This is a genomic window from Photorhabdus khanii NC19 (assembly GCF_000517265.1).
Lineage (GTDB): Bacteria > Pseudomonadota > Gammaproteobacteria > Enterobacterales > Enterobacteriaceae > Photorhabdus > Photorhabdus khanii.
This window is the reverse complement of sequence record NZ_AYSJ01000014.1, coordinates 329,234-345,051: the sequence shown is the minus strand read 5'-3', so window position 1 is coordinate 345,051 and position 15,818 is coordinate 329,234. Positions and strand designations below refer to the sequence as shown.

The window sequence follows — 15,818 nt, the reverse complement described above, 5'->3', positions numbered from 1 at the left end:
ACATTAACTTCTTTAGTTTAATCCAGCCAGAGTTTTTTGGTTTGCTATTGGCTGGTAAGGAATGCACATGTATCACTATAGCCCTACAATAGGCTTGGAAAAAATATCGAGTCATGCTTAATCGGGTTGATACATCTAAAATACCGGAAATTAATTGGCCAACTTTGCAATTATAGTCACTGGAAAAAGACCGAGGTAGAATAGTACCCGGTCTTAACAGTTTCATTTACCTGAGCATACAAAAAAATAGATACAATATTCGGTAAGCTTGCCCCAAATATGCCCCACATTAGAAGTAAAATAAAGGAAGTTAATGATAACTGACTGATTTAACTGGTGGGTTGTCGGGGGCTCGAACCCCGGGCCAATTGATTAAGAGTCAACTGCTCTGCCGACTGAGCTAACAACCCAATGTGAACGATTATTCTCCTATACAAAGCTGTCGTCAATATCTATTACTCTTTTTTTCTAAACGAATAATTCATATTCAATCCCAAGAGTACTAATAAGCCAAATTGTAACCAATTTGTTTTTAACGTGAGATCAAGCTGTTATTATTATAGTAATCTGTGTCACAATATTTTCCGCAAACATCACCACATATAAGGCCACTTAAAGAGCCGTAACAATTTACCTAGGAAAATATTGGACACTATTCTATGGCAGAAAATATACAAACAACACTTTCCGCTAAAACCGGGGAAACGCAACTACAACGCAATCTAAGCAATCGGCATATACAGCTTATTGCTATCGGTGGTGCCATTGGCACAGGTCTGTTTATGGGATCAGGGAAAACCATCTCTCTTGCCGGACCATCGATTATATTCGTTTATATGATTATCGGCTTCATGTTGTTTTTCGTTATGCGCGCAATGGGTGAACTACTGCTCTCGAACCTGCAATATAAATCATTCAGTGATTTCTCCGCAGATTTATTAGGACCCTGGGCTGGTTTTTTTGTCGGCTGGACTTACTGGTTCTGTTGGGTCATTACCGGTATCGCCGATGTAGTCGCCATCACCTCATATATCAGCTACTGGCAACCCGATTTTCCCCAATGGATCACTTCCCTGCTCTGCGTTTCACTATTGCTGGCCCTTAACCTGGCAACAGTGAAATTATTCGGTGAAATGGAATTCTGGTTCGCCATGATAAAAATAGTTGCCATTGTCGCGTTAATTGTGATTGGCGCTGTTTTGATTGGTATGCATTTTCAATCCCCTGCGGGTCATACCGCCTCACTGACAAATATATGGAATGATGGTGGATTATTTCCAACAGGGTTAAGTGGATTTTTTGCCGGGTTCCAGATAGCCATATTCGCCTTTGTAGGAATTGAATTAGTGGGTACCGCTGCCGCAGAAACTAAAGATCCAATGAAATCACTTCCCAGAGCAATTAATGCTATCCCGGTTCGTATTATCACCTTCTACGTACTGGCTCTGATAATTATCATGTCAGTCACACCGTGGCGTTCAATCATTGCAGACAAAAGCCCTTTTGTTGAGCTGTTCGTTCTGATTGGTTTACCCGCTGCCGCCAGTATCGTGAACTTCGTAGTATTAACGTCTGCCGCATCTTCAGCAAACAGTGGTGTCTTCTCCACCAGCCGTATGCTATTTGGATTGGCAAAAGAAGGTGATGCACCACAGCAATTTAGCCGCCTTTCACGCCGTTCCGTGCCCGCGTCAGGATTAATTTTCACCTGTTTATGTTTATCCTGCGGTGTGGTGCTGATTTATTTAATTCCTGATGTGATGCATGTATTTACATTGGTGACAACCATTTCAGCCATTCTGTTTATGTTTGTCTGGAGTATGATCCTGTGTTCATATCTGGTTTACCGGAAACGTCGCCCTGCATTACATAAGGCTTCAATATATAAAATGCCGCTGGGGATTATTATGTCGTGGGTCTGTCTGGCATTCTTTGCATTTGTTCTGATATTGCTCACATTACGAGATGATACCCGCCAGGCATTAACCATCACACCGGTTTGGTTTCTGGTATTAATTATTGGTTTTCAAATTGTAAAAAAACGTAGAACTCGCTTATACAGCTAACTTATTTAAAGATTAATGTGAAGGCATTTTGCCTTCACAATTTCCGGTTTTACTTTAAATCACTTAGTGTTGTATTGCGCTTCAGCATCAATAAAACGCTGTTGCGCTTCTCTGCTTGGCGCTTTACCCAACAAGCTGACAACAACTATCGCAATAGAGGCAAAGATAAAACCAGGGATAATTTCATACAACGCAAACCACTGGTACTTCATCCACACTAATACGGTTATTGCACCCACCAACATACCCGCCAGTGCACCATTGCGTGTCATACGTTTCCAGACAACAGAGATCAGTACCACCGGACCGAACGCCGCGCCGAACCCGGCCCAGGCATTACTTACCAGTGCCAGCACTTTATTGTCAGGATTAGTTGCTATTACCATAGCGACGGCTGCCACTAATAGCACCATGAAACGCCCCACCCATACCAGCTCTTTCTGGCTGGCAGATTTGCGAATAAAGGGCTTATAAAGATCCTCAGTCAATGCACTTGCACAGACTAACAACTGGCAGCTAAGCGTACTCATCACCGCAGCCAGAATCGCCGACAATAAAATGCCCGCTATCCACGGATTAAACAGAACAACTGCCAGTTCCATAAAGATACGCTCACGATTGGCAGTGACCGGACCAGCCAGGTCAGGGTGCATTTCAAAATAAGCAATACCAAAGAAACCGACAGAAATCGTTCCTGCCAGGCATAACACCATCCAGGTCATACTGATGCGACGAGCTTTACGAACAGTGTGATGGGAATCTGCCGCCATAAAACGCGCCAAAATATGTGGCTGACCAAAATAACCCAATCCCCAACCCAATAGCGAGATAATAGCGACAAAATTCAACCCCTTAAACATATCCATATAAGCGGGGTTTTTCGCTGCTATCAAAGCAATAGAAGTATCAATGCCGCCGATAGAGAAAATAACGATAATCGGGGTCAAAATAAGCGCAAAGATCATTAGTGACGCTTGAACAGTATCCGTCCAGCTGACAGCCAGGAAGCCACCGAGGAATGTATAGGCAATCGTTGCCGCAGCACCAAGCCACATGGCTTTCTGATAACTGATACCGAAAGTGCTTTCAAATAACAATCCTCCGGCAACAGCGCCAGAAGCACAATAAATAGTAAAGAAGATCAGGATAACCAGTGCGGAAATAATACGCAGGATCTTACTGCTATCTTCAAAACGACTGGTGAAATAATCGGGTAGTGTCAGCGCATTATTATTGACTTCCGTCTGGATCCTTAACCTGCCCGCAACTAATTTCCAGTTCAGGTAAGCGCCTAAAGAAAGGCCAATCGCTATCCAGCTTTCTGAAACCCCAGCGAAATAAACTACGCCAGGCAAACCCATTAATAGCCAGCCGCTCATATCCGAAGCACCGGCAGACAAAGCCGTTACCACGCTACCTAATCGCCTTCCTCCCAAAATATAGTCATCAAAATTTTTGGTTGAGCGATAAGCCAAAAAACCTATCAACAACATTCCAGTAATGTAGACAATAAAGGTGATTAGCATTGGTGTATTTACTGTCATGCAGGTTCTCCATAGTGTTATCTGTGTTTTGCAAAGCCGCAGTTCTCCTGGGGACACAGAGTTTTCCCTGTCAGGTTCAGGAACGTTGCACCTGATTGCACCTAAAGATGGTTTATAATTTAAAATTGAAATAATTATTTTTGTAACAAATTAGCAAGTCACAATGAATCCTAGATTAGCAGCAGGTAATTTAACAACTAATTAACGCCATTTTTTATAAAAAACGTTTGCTGAGTCACATTTATTTGATTTAAAGGTTATACTTTTTAACCATTTCATGGTTACCCCCCTAGCATTAACCATAAAATGCCAAACCAATATATATCAATTAGATAAAGTCACAAAAATAAATATCCCCTCTTAATTATAATAACTGGATTAATTTCACAAAAATCAAACAAGTAATGCTCATAAGGTTGCACAAAGTTGCAACATGTCAGATATTATCATGTAACTTAGATAAACCTTACCTATTGAGGAGCGAGGATGGGTAGTACAACAATGGGCGTGAAGCTTGATGAGGCAACTCGTGATCGCATTAAAGCCGCTGCACTGCGGATTGACCGCACTCCGCATTGGCTGATTAAACAAGCTATTTTCAATTACCTTGAACGTCTTGAAAATGATGAGCAGATCACTGAGCTATCTACCAGTCAGGATCTTAAAGAAGAGAAGATAACCGCAGAAGAAACTGTCATAGACTCTTCTCATCAACCTTTCCTCGACTTCGCAGAACATATCCTGCCTCAATCAGTAAAACGTTCTGCAATCACCGCAGGTTATCGCCTGCCGGAAACACAAGCAGTGCCAATGCTGCTGCAACAGGCGCAATTACCAGAAGATCAGGCACAAGCGACGCATAAACTGGCTTACAGCATTGCAGAAAAATTGCGTAACCAGAAAAACAGCGTTGGACGTTCTGGCTTGGTTCAAGGGTTGTTGCAGGAGTTTTCACTGTCATCTCAGGAAGGCGTTGCCCTGATGTGTCTCGCAGAAGCCCTGCTCCGTATTCCAGATAAAGCCACCCGTGACGCGCTGATCCGCGATAAAATCAGCAATGGCAACTGGCACTCCCATCTGGGCCAAAGTTCATCCATGTTTGTCAACGCAGCAACATGGGGCCTGCTGTTTACCGGTAAACTGGTTTCTACCCACAACGAAGCCAAACTTTCCCATTCACTGAATCGCATTATCAGTAAAAGCGGCGAACCATTAGTTCGTAAAGGCGTAGATATGGCGATGCGCCTGATGGGTGAGCAGTTTGTAACAGGTGAAACTATCGCTCAGGCATTGGCAAGCGCACGTAAACTGGAAGAAAAAGGCTTCCGCTACTCCTATGACATGCTGGGTGAAGCCGCTTTAACTGAGGAAGACGCTCAGGATTATATGGTTTCCTACCAACAAGCAATTCATGCTATCGGTAAGGCATCCAACGGCCGCGGTATTTATGAAGGACCTGGGATTTCCATCAAGCTTTCTGCCCTGCACCCGCGTTATAGCCGCGCTCAGTACGAACGGGTCATGAGCGAGCTGTATCCGCGCCTGCTTTCCCTGACATTACAAGCCCGTCAATATGATATTGGCATCAATATTGATGCAGAAGAAGCCGATCGTCTGGAAATCTCTCTCGACTTGCTGGAAAAACTCTGTTTTGAACCACAATTGGCCGGTTGGAATGGCATCGGTTTCGTCATTCAGGCTTATCAAAAACGCTGTCCATTTGTTATCGACACGATAGTTGATTTAGCACAACGCAGCCGTCGTCGCCTAATGGTGCGACTGGTAAAAGGCGCGTATTGGGATAGTGAAATTAAACGTGCGCAAATAGATGGGCTGGAAGGCTATCCGGTTTACACCCGCAAAGTCTATACCGACGTTTCCTATCTGGCTTGTGCCCGCAAACTACTGTCAGTACCAAACCTGATCTACCCTCAGTTCGCTACCCATAACGCTCATACTTTATCTGCGGTTTATCATATGGCCGGTCAAAACTACTACCCTGGTCAATATGAGTTCCAATGCCTGCATGGCATGGGAGAACCACTGTATGAACAAGTGGTCGGGAAAATTGCTGATGGGAAATTAAACCGCCCATGCCGTATTTACGCACCGGTAGGCACTCACGAAACACTATTAGCTTATCTGGTCCGTCGTCTGCTGGAGAATGGTGCTAATACATCCTTCGTCAACCGTATCGCCGATACCACGTTGCCACTGGATGAACTTGTTGCTGACCCAGTGAAAAAAGTTCAAAAGATGGCCGAAACCGAAGGGCAAATCGGTCTTCCACATCCGAAAATCCCGCTTCCTCATGACCTGTATGGCAAAGATCGCGCAAACTCAGCCGGTCTGGATCTTTCCAACGAACATCGGCTGGCTTCTCTTTCCAGTGCGCTATTAAGTTCTTCTACTGAAGAACGGTACAGTGAACCACTATTGGGTGGCAATTATTGCCATCAAGGTGAACTACCTGCTGCCAAGCCTGTCATTAACCCTGCTGCACCACTGGATATCGTCGGCCATGTTCGTGAAACAACTGAACAAGAAGTCGCTTATGCTCTGAATGCCGCAACAGAAGCCGGAGCAATCTGGTTTGCGACTCCGCCATCAGAGCGCGCAGCAATTCTGGTTCGCGCTGCTGAATTGATGGAAAGCCAAATGCAGCCGCTGTTGGGTATTCTGGTCCGGGAAGCTGGCAAAACCTTTAATAATGCGATTGCTGAGGTACGCGAAGCGGTAGATTTCCTCCATTATTATGCAGGGCAGGTCCGCCACGATTTCGCTAATGATACCCACCGCCCGCTGGGGCCAGTTGTATGTATCAGCCCGTGGAACTTCCCATTAGCCATTTTTACCGGACAGATAGCGGCTGCGTTGGCTGCCGGTAACAGTGTGTTGGCAAAACCGGCGGAGCAAACCCCATTAATCGCCGCGACGGCGGTCAAAATATTGCATCAGGCAGGAATTCCCCATGATGTACTGCAATTATTACCTGGCCGGGGTGAAACCATTGGTTCACTTCTGGTTGGTGATGAAAGAGTACGTGGTGTGATGTTTACTGGCTCCACTGAAGTGGCTGGCCTGTTACAACGTAATATTGCCGGACGGCTTGACACACAAGGGCGCCCAACCCCGCTCATTGCAGAAACCGGTGGCCTGAACGCCATGATTGTCGACTCTTCCGCTCTCACAGAACAAGTTGTTACTGATGTGGTCGCCTCTGCTTTTGACAGTGCAGGTCAACGCTGTTCTGCCTTGCGCATCCTCTGTATCCAAGATGATGTGGCAGAACGCACCATCACCATGTTGAAAGGCGCAATGTCTGAATGCCGAATGGGCAATCCTGAACGTCTTTCTACCGATATCGGCCCGGTCATTGACGCTGAAGCCAAAGCCGGTATTGATCGTCATATTCAGGCAATGCGCACCAAAGGACGTGTGATTTATCAAGCAGCGCAAGACAATGTGGCTGACAGTAAAGAGTGGGAGCAAGGTACTTTCGTTAAACCGACACTGATTGAACTGGAAAGTTTTGATGAATTGAAACAAGAGATCTTCGGCCCGGTTCTGCATGTTGTCCGTTTTAAACGTAATGAGCTGGATAAGTTACTTGATCAGATAAACAATTCCAACTACGGCCTGACACTGGGCGTACATACCCGTATTGATGAAACTATTGTACAAGTCACCTCTAAAGCGAAAGTGGGTAACCTGTATGTTAACCGCAATATGGTAGGCGCTGTTGTTGGTGTGCAACCGTTCGGTGGTGAAGGCTTATCCGGTACAGGTCCAAAAGCGGGTGGTCCGCTCTATCTGTATCGCCTGCTCTCTTGCCGCCCTCAGAATGCCATTAATCAGACGCTGGAACGTCAGGATGTTGAGTATCCGCTGGATGCCAATGCTCGTTCAGTGCTGATGGCACCATTTGATGCACTGGCAGAATGGATTACCACTCAGCACAATGAAGAACTAAATCAGTTAGTTCAACAGTACAAATTGCTGGCACAAGGGGGAACAACCCGCCTGTTGCCTGGGCCGACAGGTGAACGCAATACCTATACCCTGTTACCTCGTGGTCAGGTACTGTGTTTGGCGGATAATCAACAGGATACATGGATCCAACTGGTAGCGACATTATCTGTTGGCTGTCAGTTACTGTGGCAAGATGATGAAATACATCAACAACTGTTCCGCCAATTGCCGGATAGTGTCCGTAAAACAATCACTCTGGTGCGGGACTGGCAGAATGAAGATACGAAATTTGAAGCCGTCATTTACCACGGCGATTCTGATCAACTCCGTCAGGTTTGTGAACACATCGCCCAACGTAAAGGCGCCATCATCTCCGTACAAGGTTTTGCCCGTGGAGAAACTAACCTGCTGTTAGAACGTCTGCTGCATGAACGTTCACTGAGCATTAACACTGCCGCGGCAGGGGGCAATGCCAGTCTGATGACTATCGGTTAATTCCAGAAAAGCGAAGGGGAACACACTGAAAATGTGTTCCCCTGAAATTGAACATCTCTTTGCTATATTATATTTCCAGCTTAGTGGCCGCCCTGTTGCCAGCTCAAATACTGCTCATACTTCCGCAAAGCAATGTTGTAGTTACTGAATGCTGACTGTGACAGTTTATCACTCAGTTGTTCCTGAATTTTCTCTGTTGTGAACTCTTTTACAGGGTAATTGCTTGAAGTGAGCAATTCATCCAAACGTCGTAAACGAACCACATACTCACGAATAGTACTATGACTCATTTCAGTTTGTTCAAACAGGTACTGTTTGAAAGACATGATGTCAAAATAATCTGTCTCGCTATTGCAGTAAATCTCACTGCAAAAACGGCATAACGCGACAAATTTATCTTGCAGTTCATCCCAGGTCTTGTCATCAATCAACTCCGTCATTTCGGAGATAGACTCTTTGTTGATCACCTGGCCATTAAAAACCAAAGAGATGCGGTCAAGAGCTTTGTGACAATGCAAGCAATGAGTTTGACTATGTTTGTAGTCTTTAATGTAACGGCTGAGCGGCCGTTTCTTTTGTGTTGTAACAGACATAAGAGATAAAGCCCTGTGTGTAGTCTTAAACAAAAAACAAATAAGCAAAAAGTTACTTTTCCGGATTTAAGCGTGCCCGCAAGCGTTTAATCGCCTGGCTGTGTAACTGACTTATACGGGACTCCCCGACTTCAAGTACTGCGCCAATCTCTTTCAGATTAAGTTCTTCCTGATAATACAGCGTCAGAACCATTTTTTCTCGCTCAGGTAACGAATCAATAGCATCAATTACCCGCTGACGAACGTCACTTTCCAGCAATTGTTGTAAGGGATTGGTTTCATGCCCTTCTTCAATAGCAGGCTCACAGCTTTCACCATGCATTTCATGCCATTCATCATACGAAAACAATTGACTGTTATTCGTATCTAACAGTATCTGCCGATATTCTACCAGATCAATCTTTAATTCTTTAGCAACTTCCTGCTCACTGGCTGGACGGCCTAAGTCTTGCTCAAGTTTACGGATGGTTTGCGTCACTTCGCGCGCATTACGTCGCACGCTACGCGGAGCCCAATCGCGGCTCCTTAACTCATCCAACATTGCACCTCTGATGCGCTGTACCGCATAAGTGGTAAACGCGGTTCCCTGTAAGGAATCAAAACGTTCCACCGCATTTAGTAAGCCGATTCCCCCGGCCTGAAGCAGATCATCCAGCTCCACACACGCGGGTAACCTAACTTGTAGCCTTAACGCTTCATGGCGAACTAATGGTACATAGCGCTTCCAGAGGCTGTTTTTGTCCATCACGCCTTCGGCGGTATACAAATCGCTCACAACAACAGACACCTTTGGAATAAGAGACTAACTACCATTATCCAATCCCCTAACAAGGGCAATCGTTTGAACAATGTAGTAAAAGCACTTCTTTTTCACCTATGCGAAATTTATTGCCCGCCTAATAGTAACACAAATTTTAGGCTGTTCACGATAAACGACTAAAAAAGAAGGACCGGCGAGCCGATCCTTGATTTATTTGAATTTTTATGTGAATCAGGTTCACATATTGTCTTAGCCGAGAAATTAACGCAGCAGAGACAGGACAGTTTGAGGAACCTGGTTAGCCTGAACCAGAACCGCAGTACCCGCCTGTTGCAGGATTTGACCACGGCTCATGTTAGACACTTCGGTCGCGTAATCAGCATCTTGGATACGGCTACGAGCAGCGCTCAGGTTGTTAACGGTGTTGTTCAGGTTGTTAACGGTAGATTCAAAACGGTTTTGGATAGCACCCAGAGAGCTGCGCAGTTTGTCAACTTGTGACAGAGCATTGTCTAAATCGCCTAATGGCTTAGCATTCTTGTCAATCAGGTTTGTTTTAACGCCTACCTTAACGTTACCCTCATTGTCAATAGTGGCTTTATAATATACGTCTTCACCAGTTTCTTTATCTTTACCGGTTATAACGTATTCGCCCTCAATTTCCTTACCATCTTTATCGATGGATTTAACGACTTTGGGATCTTTAACACTATCAAGATCAGTTACTGGTTTTACTGGAGTCTTGTCAGGGCTACCGTCACCTTTTGGAATTTCTTTAACTTCCACGCCAACATGTACTCCAACTAATGAGTTAACATTAAATTTGTCCAGCCCCAGTGTTCCTTTGTCGATTTGTTTCAGATTGATGGTGATAGTTTCATTATCGTTAGCACCAACCTGGATGGTCAATTCACTATCTTTACTTAAGACATTAACGCCATTAAATTGAGTTTGTTTAGAGATACGATCAATCTCGTCGAAACGTTGAGTCACTTCGTCATTAATAGAGCTAATATCGCTTTCAGAGTTGCTGCCATTTTGCGCCTGAACAGTCAGTTCACGAATACGCTGTAAGTTGGTATTGATTTCGTTCAGCGCACCTTCGGTAGTCTGTGCAATAGAGATACCGTCGTTAGCGTTACGTGCTGCCTGAGACAAACCTTTAATGTTTGCAGTGAAACGGTTAGCGATCGCTTGACCAGCAGCGTCATCCTTCGCGCTGTTGATACGCAGACCAGAAGACAAACGCTCGATAGCGTTACCCAAAGCACTCTGGGATTTATTCAGGTTATTCTGAGTCAGCAAGGACAAGCTGTTGGTGTTGATGACTTGTGCCATAGTTAGAGTTCCTTTTAAAATCAAGTCGATAAATAAGTTTGGGCCTTTGCCCACGGTGTTCACCACCGCCAACAGTTTTATCGGCGTTCCTCAAAAAACCTTTAATTTTTCTTGAAAAAACTTTTTCTTTTTTATCACACTTCCCTTATAAGCCAAACAGCGCCCGTTCTTGGCGATTATTCCTACCATCAAAAAATTATTTTTATTAGTAAACTTTTTTCGAAACTTACCGATAACCGGTTCAACAAAGCTTTACTAATAAAGGAGTCAATAATGGCTAGCATTTCTTCATTAGGAGCCGGATCGGGGATGGATCTGGGCTCTATACTGGATAAACTTCAGGCAGCAGAACAAAAACGTTTAGAACCACTGACACAACAACAAACCAGTTATAAAGGTAAGCTAACAGCTTTTGGTACGCTAAAAGGCAGCCTGGAAAAGCTGGAAACTGCGTCTGAATCACTGAAAAAATTCGATAAACTCAATACAACCACCGCCAGTGAAAAACATGAGGCATTCACTGCTACGACTGACTCTAAAGCCAGCCCAGGTAACTACCGTATTGAAGTTGAACAATTGGCGCAGGCGCAGGCATTACAGACAGGAAAAGTCGATGATCTGAAAACGTATCAAGGAGAATCTCTGGGCGAAGGCAAAACCCGGACAATCACCATCACTCAGCCTGGCGAAAAAAAGCCAATGCAAATCAAGTTGACAGACGCACAAACTTCCATCCTTGAACTGCGTGACGCAATTAATAAACAGGAAGGTAATGTCAACGCCAGTATTATTAAGGCAAAAGATGGCGAAAACTATTTAGTTCTGACGGCTAAAAAAGCCGGCACTAAATCAATCATGACAATCAAGGTTGAAGGTGACGACAAACTGGGTCAGTTTCTGAACTACACTCCGGGCACAGATGGCGGTAAAGGCACAGGTGGGTTAACTCAAACCGTTGAAGCTAAGAACGCACTCTTGAAAGTTAACAATATCGAAATTGAGCGTCAAACAAACCATATTACTGACGCACCAGAAGGCGTTAAGCTGGATCTGAAAAAAACGACTCACGATAAAGATAAACCGGGGGAACATAAGCCTGAATTGCTAGTGGTATCCCGTGATATTGAGCCGACGAAAGAGGCGATTAAAAACTGGGTTGATGCTTATAATGAGCTGCAAACGACGTTTGATTCTCTGACCAAATTTAAACCGGTAAAACAGGGGGAAGAACCGTCGAAAGATAATGGCGCTTTATTAGGTGATAGCACATTACGTGGAATACAAAACCAACTGAGAAGCCAAGTTTTCAGTTTTCAGGCCGTTAATGATATTTCGACCCTGAATAAACTGGGCATTAAACAGAAACTTGACGGCAAACTGGAAATCGATACCGAAAAACTGGAAAAAAATCTAAAAGAAAAACCCGCTAATGTGAAAGCCTTCTTTATGGGTGACGGTAAAGAAACCGGTTTTGCCACCCAAACACACAAACTATTAAAAAATGCCTTGGATAGCCATGAAGGTATATTAGTCACCGCAACTAACGGCATTAACAAGCGTCTGAAAACACTTGAAAAGCAAGTGGGCAGAACACAAATCAACATTAACGAAACGATTGAACGTTACAAACGCCAATTTTCACAACTGGATAAGATGGTCTCTTCCCTGAAGCAAACCAGTAACTTCCTATTACAACAGATGAAATAATTAAAGGAAATTATGTATCAACGTTCGGCAAGTCAATTATATGCCCAGATAGATGTGGAGAGCGAAATTATGAATGCTTCCCCCTATCAGTTGATTCAGATTTTGTTCAACGGGGCGCTAAGCGCCCTGCGTCGGGCAATTATTCTGATGGAGCAAGGTAATATCGCGGAAAAAGGCGCAGCTATTTCCAAAGCGATCAATATCATTGATAATGGCCTCAAACAGGGGTTAGATAACGAGAAAGGCGGAGAGCTGGCACACAATCTTGCTTCCCTTTACGACTATATGACCCAACGTTTACTCCACGCTAATTTACGCAATGATGAGCCAGCCATTACCGAAGTTATAAAGTTACTCACCGAGATTTCAGAAGCTTGGCGGCAAATTGGCCCTCATTACAACGCCAGTCAGGATATTGTTTAATGGATAATGAAATGGATCTTTTGTCAGCTTACCAACGGATCCTAAGTTTAAGTGAGCAGATGCTTAATTTAGCTAAAAACGAAAAATGGGATGAGCTTGTTGATATGGAAATCACCTACCTCAAAGCAGTAGAAGTGATCAGCCAATCTTCAATATCATCTGCCACCTCTCTTTCGTTACAGCAGAAAATGACCCACATTTTGCAGACAATTTTAGATAATGAAAATGAGATAAAAGGACTGCTACAGAGAAGACTTGATGAACTCAGCAAACTCATCAAACAAGCAGGCCGACAGCAATTATTAAATGATAGCTACGGCCAATTTCCTGTTGAACCCTATCATACTCTTATGAGCTCTACGGAACAGAAGTAATTGAGAAATAAAGGTGATGTATCTTCATCACCATTATTTACTCATCTTGTGAGTTTAGTTTAGAATGCATTGATTGCAATTCAGGTTATAAGAAATAGATAAAGAATTACAATTTAATCATACCATCCGCAATGTAAGCGGAATGTTTTTCCTACTTGTTCTAACAACTTACCAAGTTCTGCTGTGTCACCATTCCGATAGTGAATATGCACCTCTTGGCCTGTTGAGTTGCTACTTTTTTCTGTTAAAGTTCCAAGATTATACTTTTTGCCATCTACAGTAGTTATCAAAGTTTTATTATCCAAATCTGGAACTTGAGCAGCCGAGCCAGTTACAGCCTTAAAATCTATTCTGAGTTGATTAGCTGCCGCAGTACCATACCCAGGACCAAACCAATAAATATTGTAAGGCCTTCCATTTGTTGTTAGATTATTTTCAACATTTGTTGGTTGCGCTCCCCACAAGCCAGTACCGGACAGTGATGCTACTTCAGTCTTTACATCAAAAGCTAAACTATACTTTGGAGTCTCTAGTTTCGGCTCTGGCTGCGGTTCAGGCTTAGCCTTATCTTCAAAAAATTCCCAATCACACGCCATCATATCTTCTTGCGTTGGCTGCCATGGTACAAAATTGCCATGTTCATTGCGTAGATCAATATGCGTCAAATAATCATATTTAGTGCCAACGGCTACACCATCAACAGCATAAGCACTATCTTTCTCAACGGTTAAATCATTTACACGTGGAGTGATAGCCAAATACATACCTTTATCACCCCAAACAGAACGAGCAACACGCTTACGTAGTTTTAATTGAATCAAAGCCCAAGAAAAAGAACCGAGCGGAGCAACGAGGCAATGGCATTCATATTGCTTAGGATCAAACGGACATTCATTCTCAGGTTTCATAATTTCAGACATACTATTTCCTTACATTTATAAATAATTAAAAATCAAACTATATGATTCAACTTTCAATCTATTATTAAACATTCAGTAAATTTTGATGAATTAATGGAACCAAAATAAAAACTCAAGATTCAACGATAACAGGATATGCTATTCATTCCCCTTATCTTTTTTATATTTATCAACAACTTCACCTTACACTCAAAAATTAGAGTTGAAAATTATTAAGCAGCTCCATTCAGAAATTTCAATCTGTATCATTCTGTCAATATCTAACCCGGCGAAACAAGAATAACCTTAATACCCAATTTCGCATATAAAAAGCTTAATTCAACCTATACGTGCAACATCCAAAACTCATTGTTTGCTATAACAAAAAAACCACTAATGTGAAGCCAATCCCATTTATTGGATATTTTACCCAGCGGCTCTTCATCATGAAGGAAAATTTAGGCGACCTTGCCCCACAGGGGCCCCATAGTGAAGTGACCCCACAAATCAGCGCTAAAAGGAGCTGATTTAAAAGGTCACTGGGCTATATCGGTTAATGGCAATTGGCGATTAACATTTAGATTTGAAGGTGAAAATACCATTCTCGTCAACTATCAAGATTATCACTGAGGAATAACAAAATGAGCAGAATGTATAACCCGGCACATCCCGGATTTGTTTTACGCGAATATCTCGGAGATATATTATATACCCGTAATCATTGAAGATGCTTGATTTTATCCGAAATGGAGATCATTATCCCCGCTATGAAAATATTTATTACATCAGAACAAAAAATCAAACTTGAGCGTCTTCACGACACCACTCGCGATGGTCAAGTACGAGACAGAATAAAAGCTATCCTTCGGGCTTCTGAAGGGTGGAGTTCTGTTATGATAGCCCAGGCATTGCGACTCCATCAGACCACGGTTGACCGCCATATCAGTGATTACCTTAATCACGGTAAACTTAAATCGGGTAATGGGGGGTCTGACAGTTTACTTTCCCGAGAACAAACTGATTTTTTAGTCAACCACTTATCTCAACATCTTTTCCATCACACCCATGAAATCGTGGCCTATGTCGCTCAGCTCTGGAATATTACCTTTAGCATTCCCGGCATGAATAAATGGCTACACCGTCAGGGTTTTTCTTATAAAAAACCGTGTGGCGTTCCTCATAAATTCGAGGCAGAGAAACAGCGACAATTTATTGAATATTATGAAAATCTTAAAGTCACAGCGAAAGACGAACCCCTCCTTTTCTTGTGAAGGAGTGGGCTTATGTTAGCAATATTGAATTACATTACCTTCCGCCATACAGCCCAAATTTAAACCCAATAGAGCGATTATGGAAGGTCATGAATGAACATGTTCGAAATAACCGTTATTTCGCGGATAAACATGAATTTCGAGACAAAGTCTTCAAATTTTTCACCACAACGCTACCTGATATAGCGGACTCGCTAACGTCTAGAATTAACGACCATTTTCAGGTGCTAAAAACTGCATCTTGAAGTTTCTTGGGTATAAATAGCTTTCCATAATACCGATACACCTATTCACTTTGTTTTCTTCTTGAACAATATTGGTTCTATAGTCTATCTCACTGTTTCCACGGGCCGTTTAGATGAAAAGGCTGTATGTC

The 15,818-nt window shown here is 43.2% G+C and carries 10 protein-coding genes, 1 tRNA gene and 4 pseudogenes; 9 read left to right on the top strand and 6 right to left on the bottom strand.

Features of this window, described 5'->3' with window-relative positions; genetic code table 11:
• Nucleotides 1-101: 101 nt before the first annotated feature.
• Nucleotides 102-176 (top strand): annotated as a pseudogene (locus PTE_RS26615) (tail fiber assembly protein); the annotation flags it as partial.
• 158 nt (nucleotides 177-334) lie between these two features.
• Here the strand turns inward: PTE_RS26615 and PTE_RS17020 are convergent.
• Nucleotides 335-410 (bottom strand) — tRNA-Lys (locus PTE_RS17020).
• A 249-nt stretch (nucleotides 411-659) separates the two neighbouring features.
• Here PTE_RS17020 and cycA point away from each other — a divergent pair.
• Entirely contained in the window at nucleotides 660-2,066 is a 1,407-nt protein-coding gene (gene cycA / locus PTE_RS17015; RefSeq protein ID WP_036849096.1) for a D-serine/D-alanine/glycine transporter, read from the top strand.
• A gap of 59 nt (nucleotides 2,067-2,125) precedes the next feature.
• Here the strand turns inward: cycA and putP are convergent, their stop codons facing one another.
• Entirely contained in the window at nucleotides 2,126-3,610 is a 1,485-nt protein-coding gene (gene putP, locus PTE_RS17010; RefSeq protein ID WP_036849089.1) for a sodium/proline symporter PutP, read from the bottom strand.
• A gap of 486 nt (nucleotides 3,611-4,096) precedes the next feature.
• Here putP and putA point away from each other — a divergent pair, with 486 nt between their 5' ends.
• On the top strand, nucleotides 4,097-8,077 hold the full coding sequence (gene putA / locus PTE_RS17005) for a trifunctional transcriptional regulator/proline dehydrogenase/L-glutamate gamma-semialdehyde dehydrogenase (RefSeq protein ID WP_036849088.1): 3,981 nt from the start codon (nucleotides 4,097-4,099) through the stop codon (nucleotides 8,075-8,077).
• 80 nt (nucleotides 8,078-8,157) lie between these two features.
• Here putA and fliZ read toward each other — a convergent pair whose 3' ends face one another.
• From fliZ to PTE_RS16990, 3 genes are all read right to left on the bottom strand, one after another.
• On the bottom strand, nucleotides 8,158-8,670 hold the full coding sequence (gene fliZ / locus PTE_RS17000; RefSeq protein WP_036849087.1) for a flagella biosynthesis regulatory protein FliZ: 513 nt from the start codon (nucleotides 8,668-8,670) through the stop codon (nucleotides 8,158-8,160).
• Between the two features lie 52 nt (nucleotides 8,671-8,722).
• Nucleotides 8,723-9,445, bottom strand: a complete 723-nt coding sequence (locus PTE_RS16995) for an RNA polymerase sigma factor FliA (RefSeq protein ID WP_036849082.1) — start codon at nucleotides 9,443-9,445, stop codon at nucleotides 8,723-8,725.
• A 246-nt stretch (nucleotides 9,446-9,691) separates the two neighbouring features.
• The gene (locus PTE_RS16990; RefSeq protein WP_036849081.1) at nucleotides 9,692-10,768 is read right to left on the bottom strand and encodes a flagellin FliC; all 1,077 of its coding nucleotides are present in this window, start codon (nucleotides 10,766-10,768) and stop codon (nucleotides 9,692-9,694) included.
• Between the two features lie 273 nt (nucleotides 10,769-11,041).
• Here PTE_RS16990 and fliD point away from each other — a divergent pair, with 273 nt between their 5' ends.
• From fliD to fliT, 3 genes are read left to right on the top strand one after another with little or no spacing between them, the layout of a single operon-like run.
• The gene (fliD, locus tag PTE_RS16985) at nucleotides 11,042-12,475 is read left to right on the top strand and encodes a flagellar filament capping protein FliD (protein ID WP_036849080.1); all 1,434 of its coding nucleotides are present in this window, start codon (nucleotides 11,042-11,044) and stop codon (nucleotides 12,473-12,475) included.
• A 12-nt stretch (nucleotides 12,476-12,487) separates the two neighbouring features.
• Nucleotides 12,488-12,898: a flagellar export chaperone FliS gene (fliS, locus tag PTE_RS16980; protein WP_021324066.1), complete on the top strand. Its 411-nt coding sequence runs from the start codon at nucleotides 12,488-12,490 to the stop codon at nucleotides 12,896-12,898.
• Nucleotides 12,898-13,272 (top strand): flagella biosynthesis regulatory protein FliT, encoded by a 375-nt coding sequence (fliT, locus tag PTE_RS16975; RefSeq protein ID WP_036849078.1) that lies wholly within the window; start codon nucleotides 12,898-12,900, stop codon nucleotides 13,270-13,272. Before fliS ends, fliT begins: the two co-directional genes overlap by 1 nt.
• 113 nt (nucleotides 13,273-13,385) lie before the next feature.
• Here the strand turns inward: fliT and PTE_RS16970 are convergent, their stop codons facing one another.
• Nucleotides 13,386-14,192: a DUF2829 domain-containing protein gene (locus PTE_RS16970; RefSeq protein ID WP_036849076.1), complete on the bottom strand. Its 807-nt coding sequence runs from the start codon at nucleotides 14,190-14,192 to the stop codon at nucleotides 13,386-13,388.
• A 504-nt stretch (nucleotides 14,193-14,696) separates the two neighbouring features.
• Here PTE_RS16970 and PTE_RS26870 point away from each other — a divergent pair.
• From PTE_RS26870 to PTE_RS27330, 3 pseudogenes are all read left to right on the top strand, one after another.
• Nucleotides 14,697-14,801, top strand: a pseudogene (locus PTE_RS26870) (type II toxin-antitoxin system RelE/ParE family toxin); the annotation flags it as partial.
• A gap of 137 nt (nucleotides 14,802-14,938) precedes the next feature.
• Nucleotides 14,939-15,427, top strand: a pseudogene (locus PTE_RS16965) (winged helix-turn-helix domain-containing protein); the annotation flags it as partial.
• An 8-nt stretch (nucleotides 15,428-15,435) separates the two neighbouring features.
• Nucleotides 15,436-15,687: pseudogene (locus PTE_RS27330) on the top strand (transposase); the annotation flags it as partial.
• Nucleotides 15,688-15,818 lie beyond the last annotated feature (131 nt).

Excerpts from the sequence above, each read along its gene's own strand:
- cycA (WP_036849096.1), top strand. The coding sequence starts at position 660 with ATGGCAGAAAATATACAAACAACACTTTCCGCTAAAACCGGGGAAACG.
- putP (WP_036849089.1), bottom strand. The coding sequence starts at position 3,610 with ATGACAGTAAATACACCAATGCTAATCACCTTTATTGTCTACATTACT.
- putA (WP_036849088.1), top strand. The coding sequence starts at position 4,097 with ATGGGTAGTACAACAATGGGCGTGAAGCTTGATGAGGCAACTCGTGAT.
- fliZ (WP_036849087.1), bottom strand. The coding sequence starts at position 8,670 with ATGTCTGTTACAACACAAAAGAAACGGCCGCTCAGCCGTTACATTAAA.
- PTE_RS16990 (WP_036849081.1), bottom strand. The coding sequence starts at position 10,768 with ATGGCACAAGTCATCAACACCAACAGCTTGTCCTTGCTGACTCAGAAT.
- fliD (WP_036849080.1), top strand. The coding sequence starts at position 11,042 with ATGGCTAGCATTTCTTCATTAGGAGCCGGATCGGGGATGGATCTGGGC.
- fliS (WP_021324066.1), top strand. The coding sequence starts at position 12,488 with ATGTATCAACGTTCGGCAAGTCAATTATATGCCCAGATAGATGTGGAG.
- fliT (WP_036849078.1), top strand. The coding sequence starts at position 12,898 with ATGGATAATGAAATGGATCTTTTGTCAGCTTACCAACGGATCCTAAGT.
- PTE_RS16970 (WP_036849076.1), bottom strand. The coding sequence starts at position 14,192 with ATGTCTGAAATTATGAAACCTGAGAATGAATGTCCGTTTGATCCTAAG.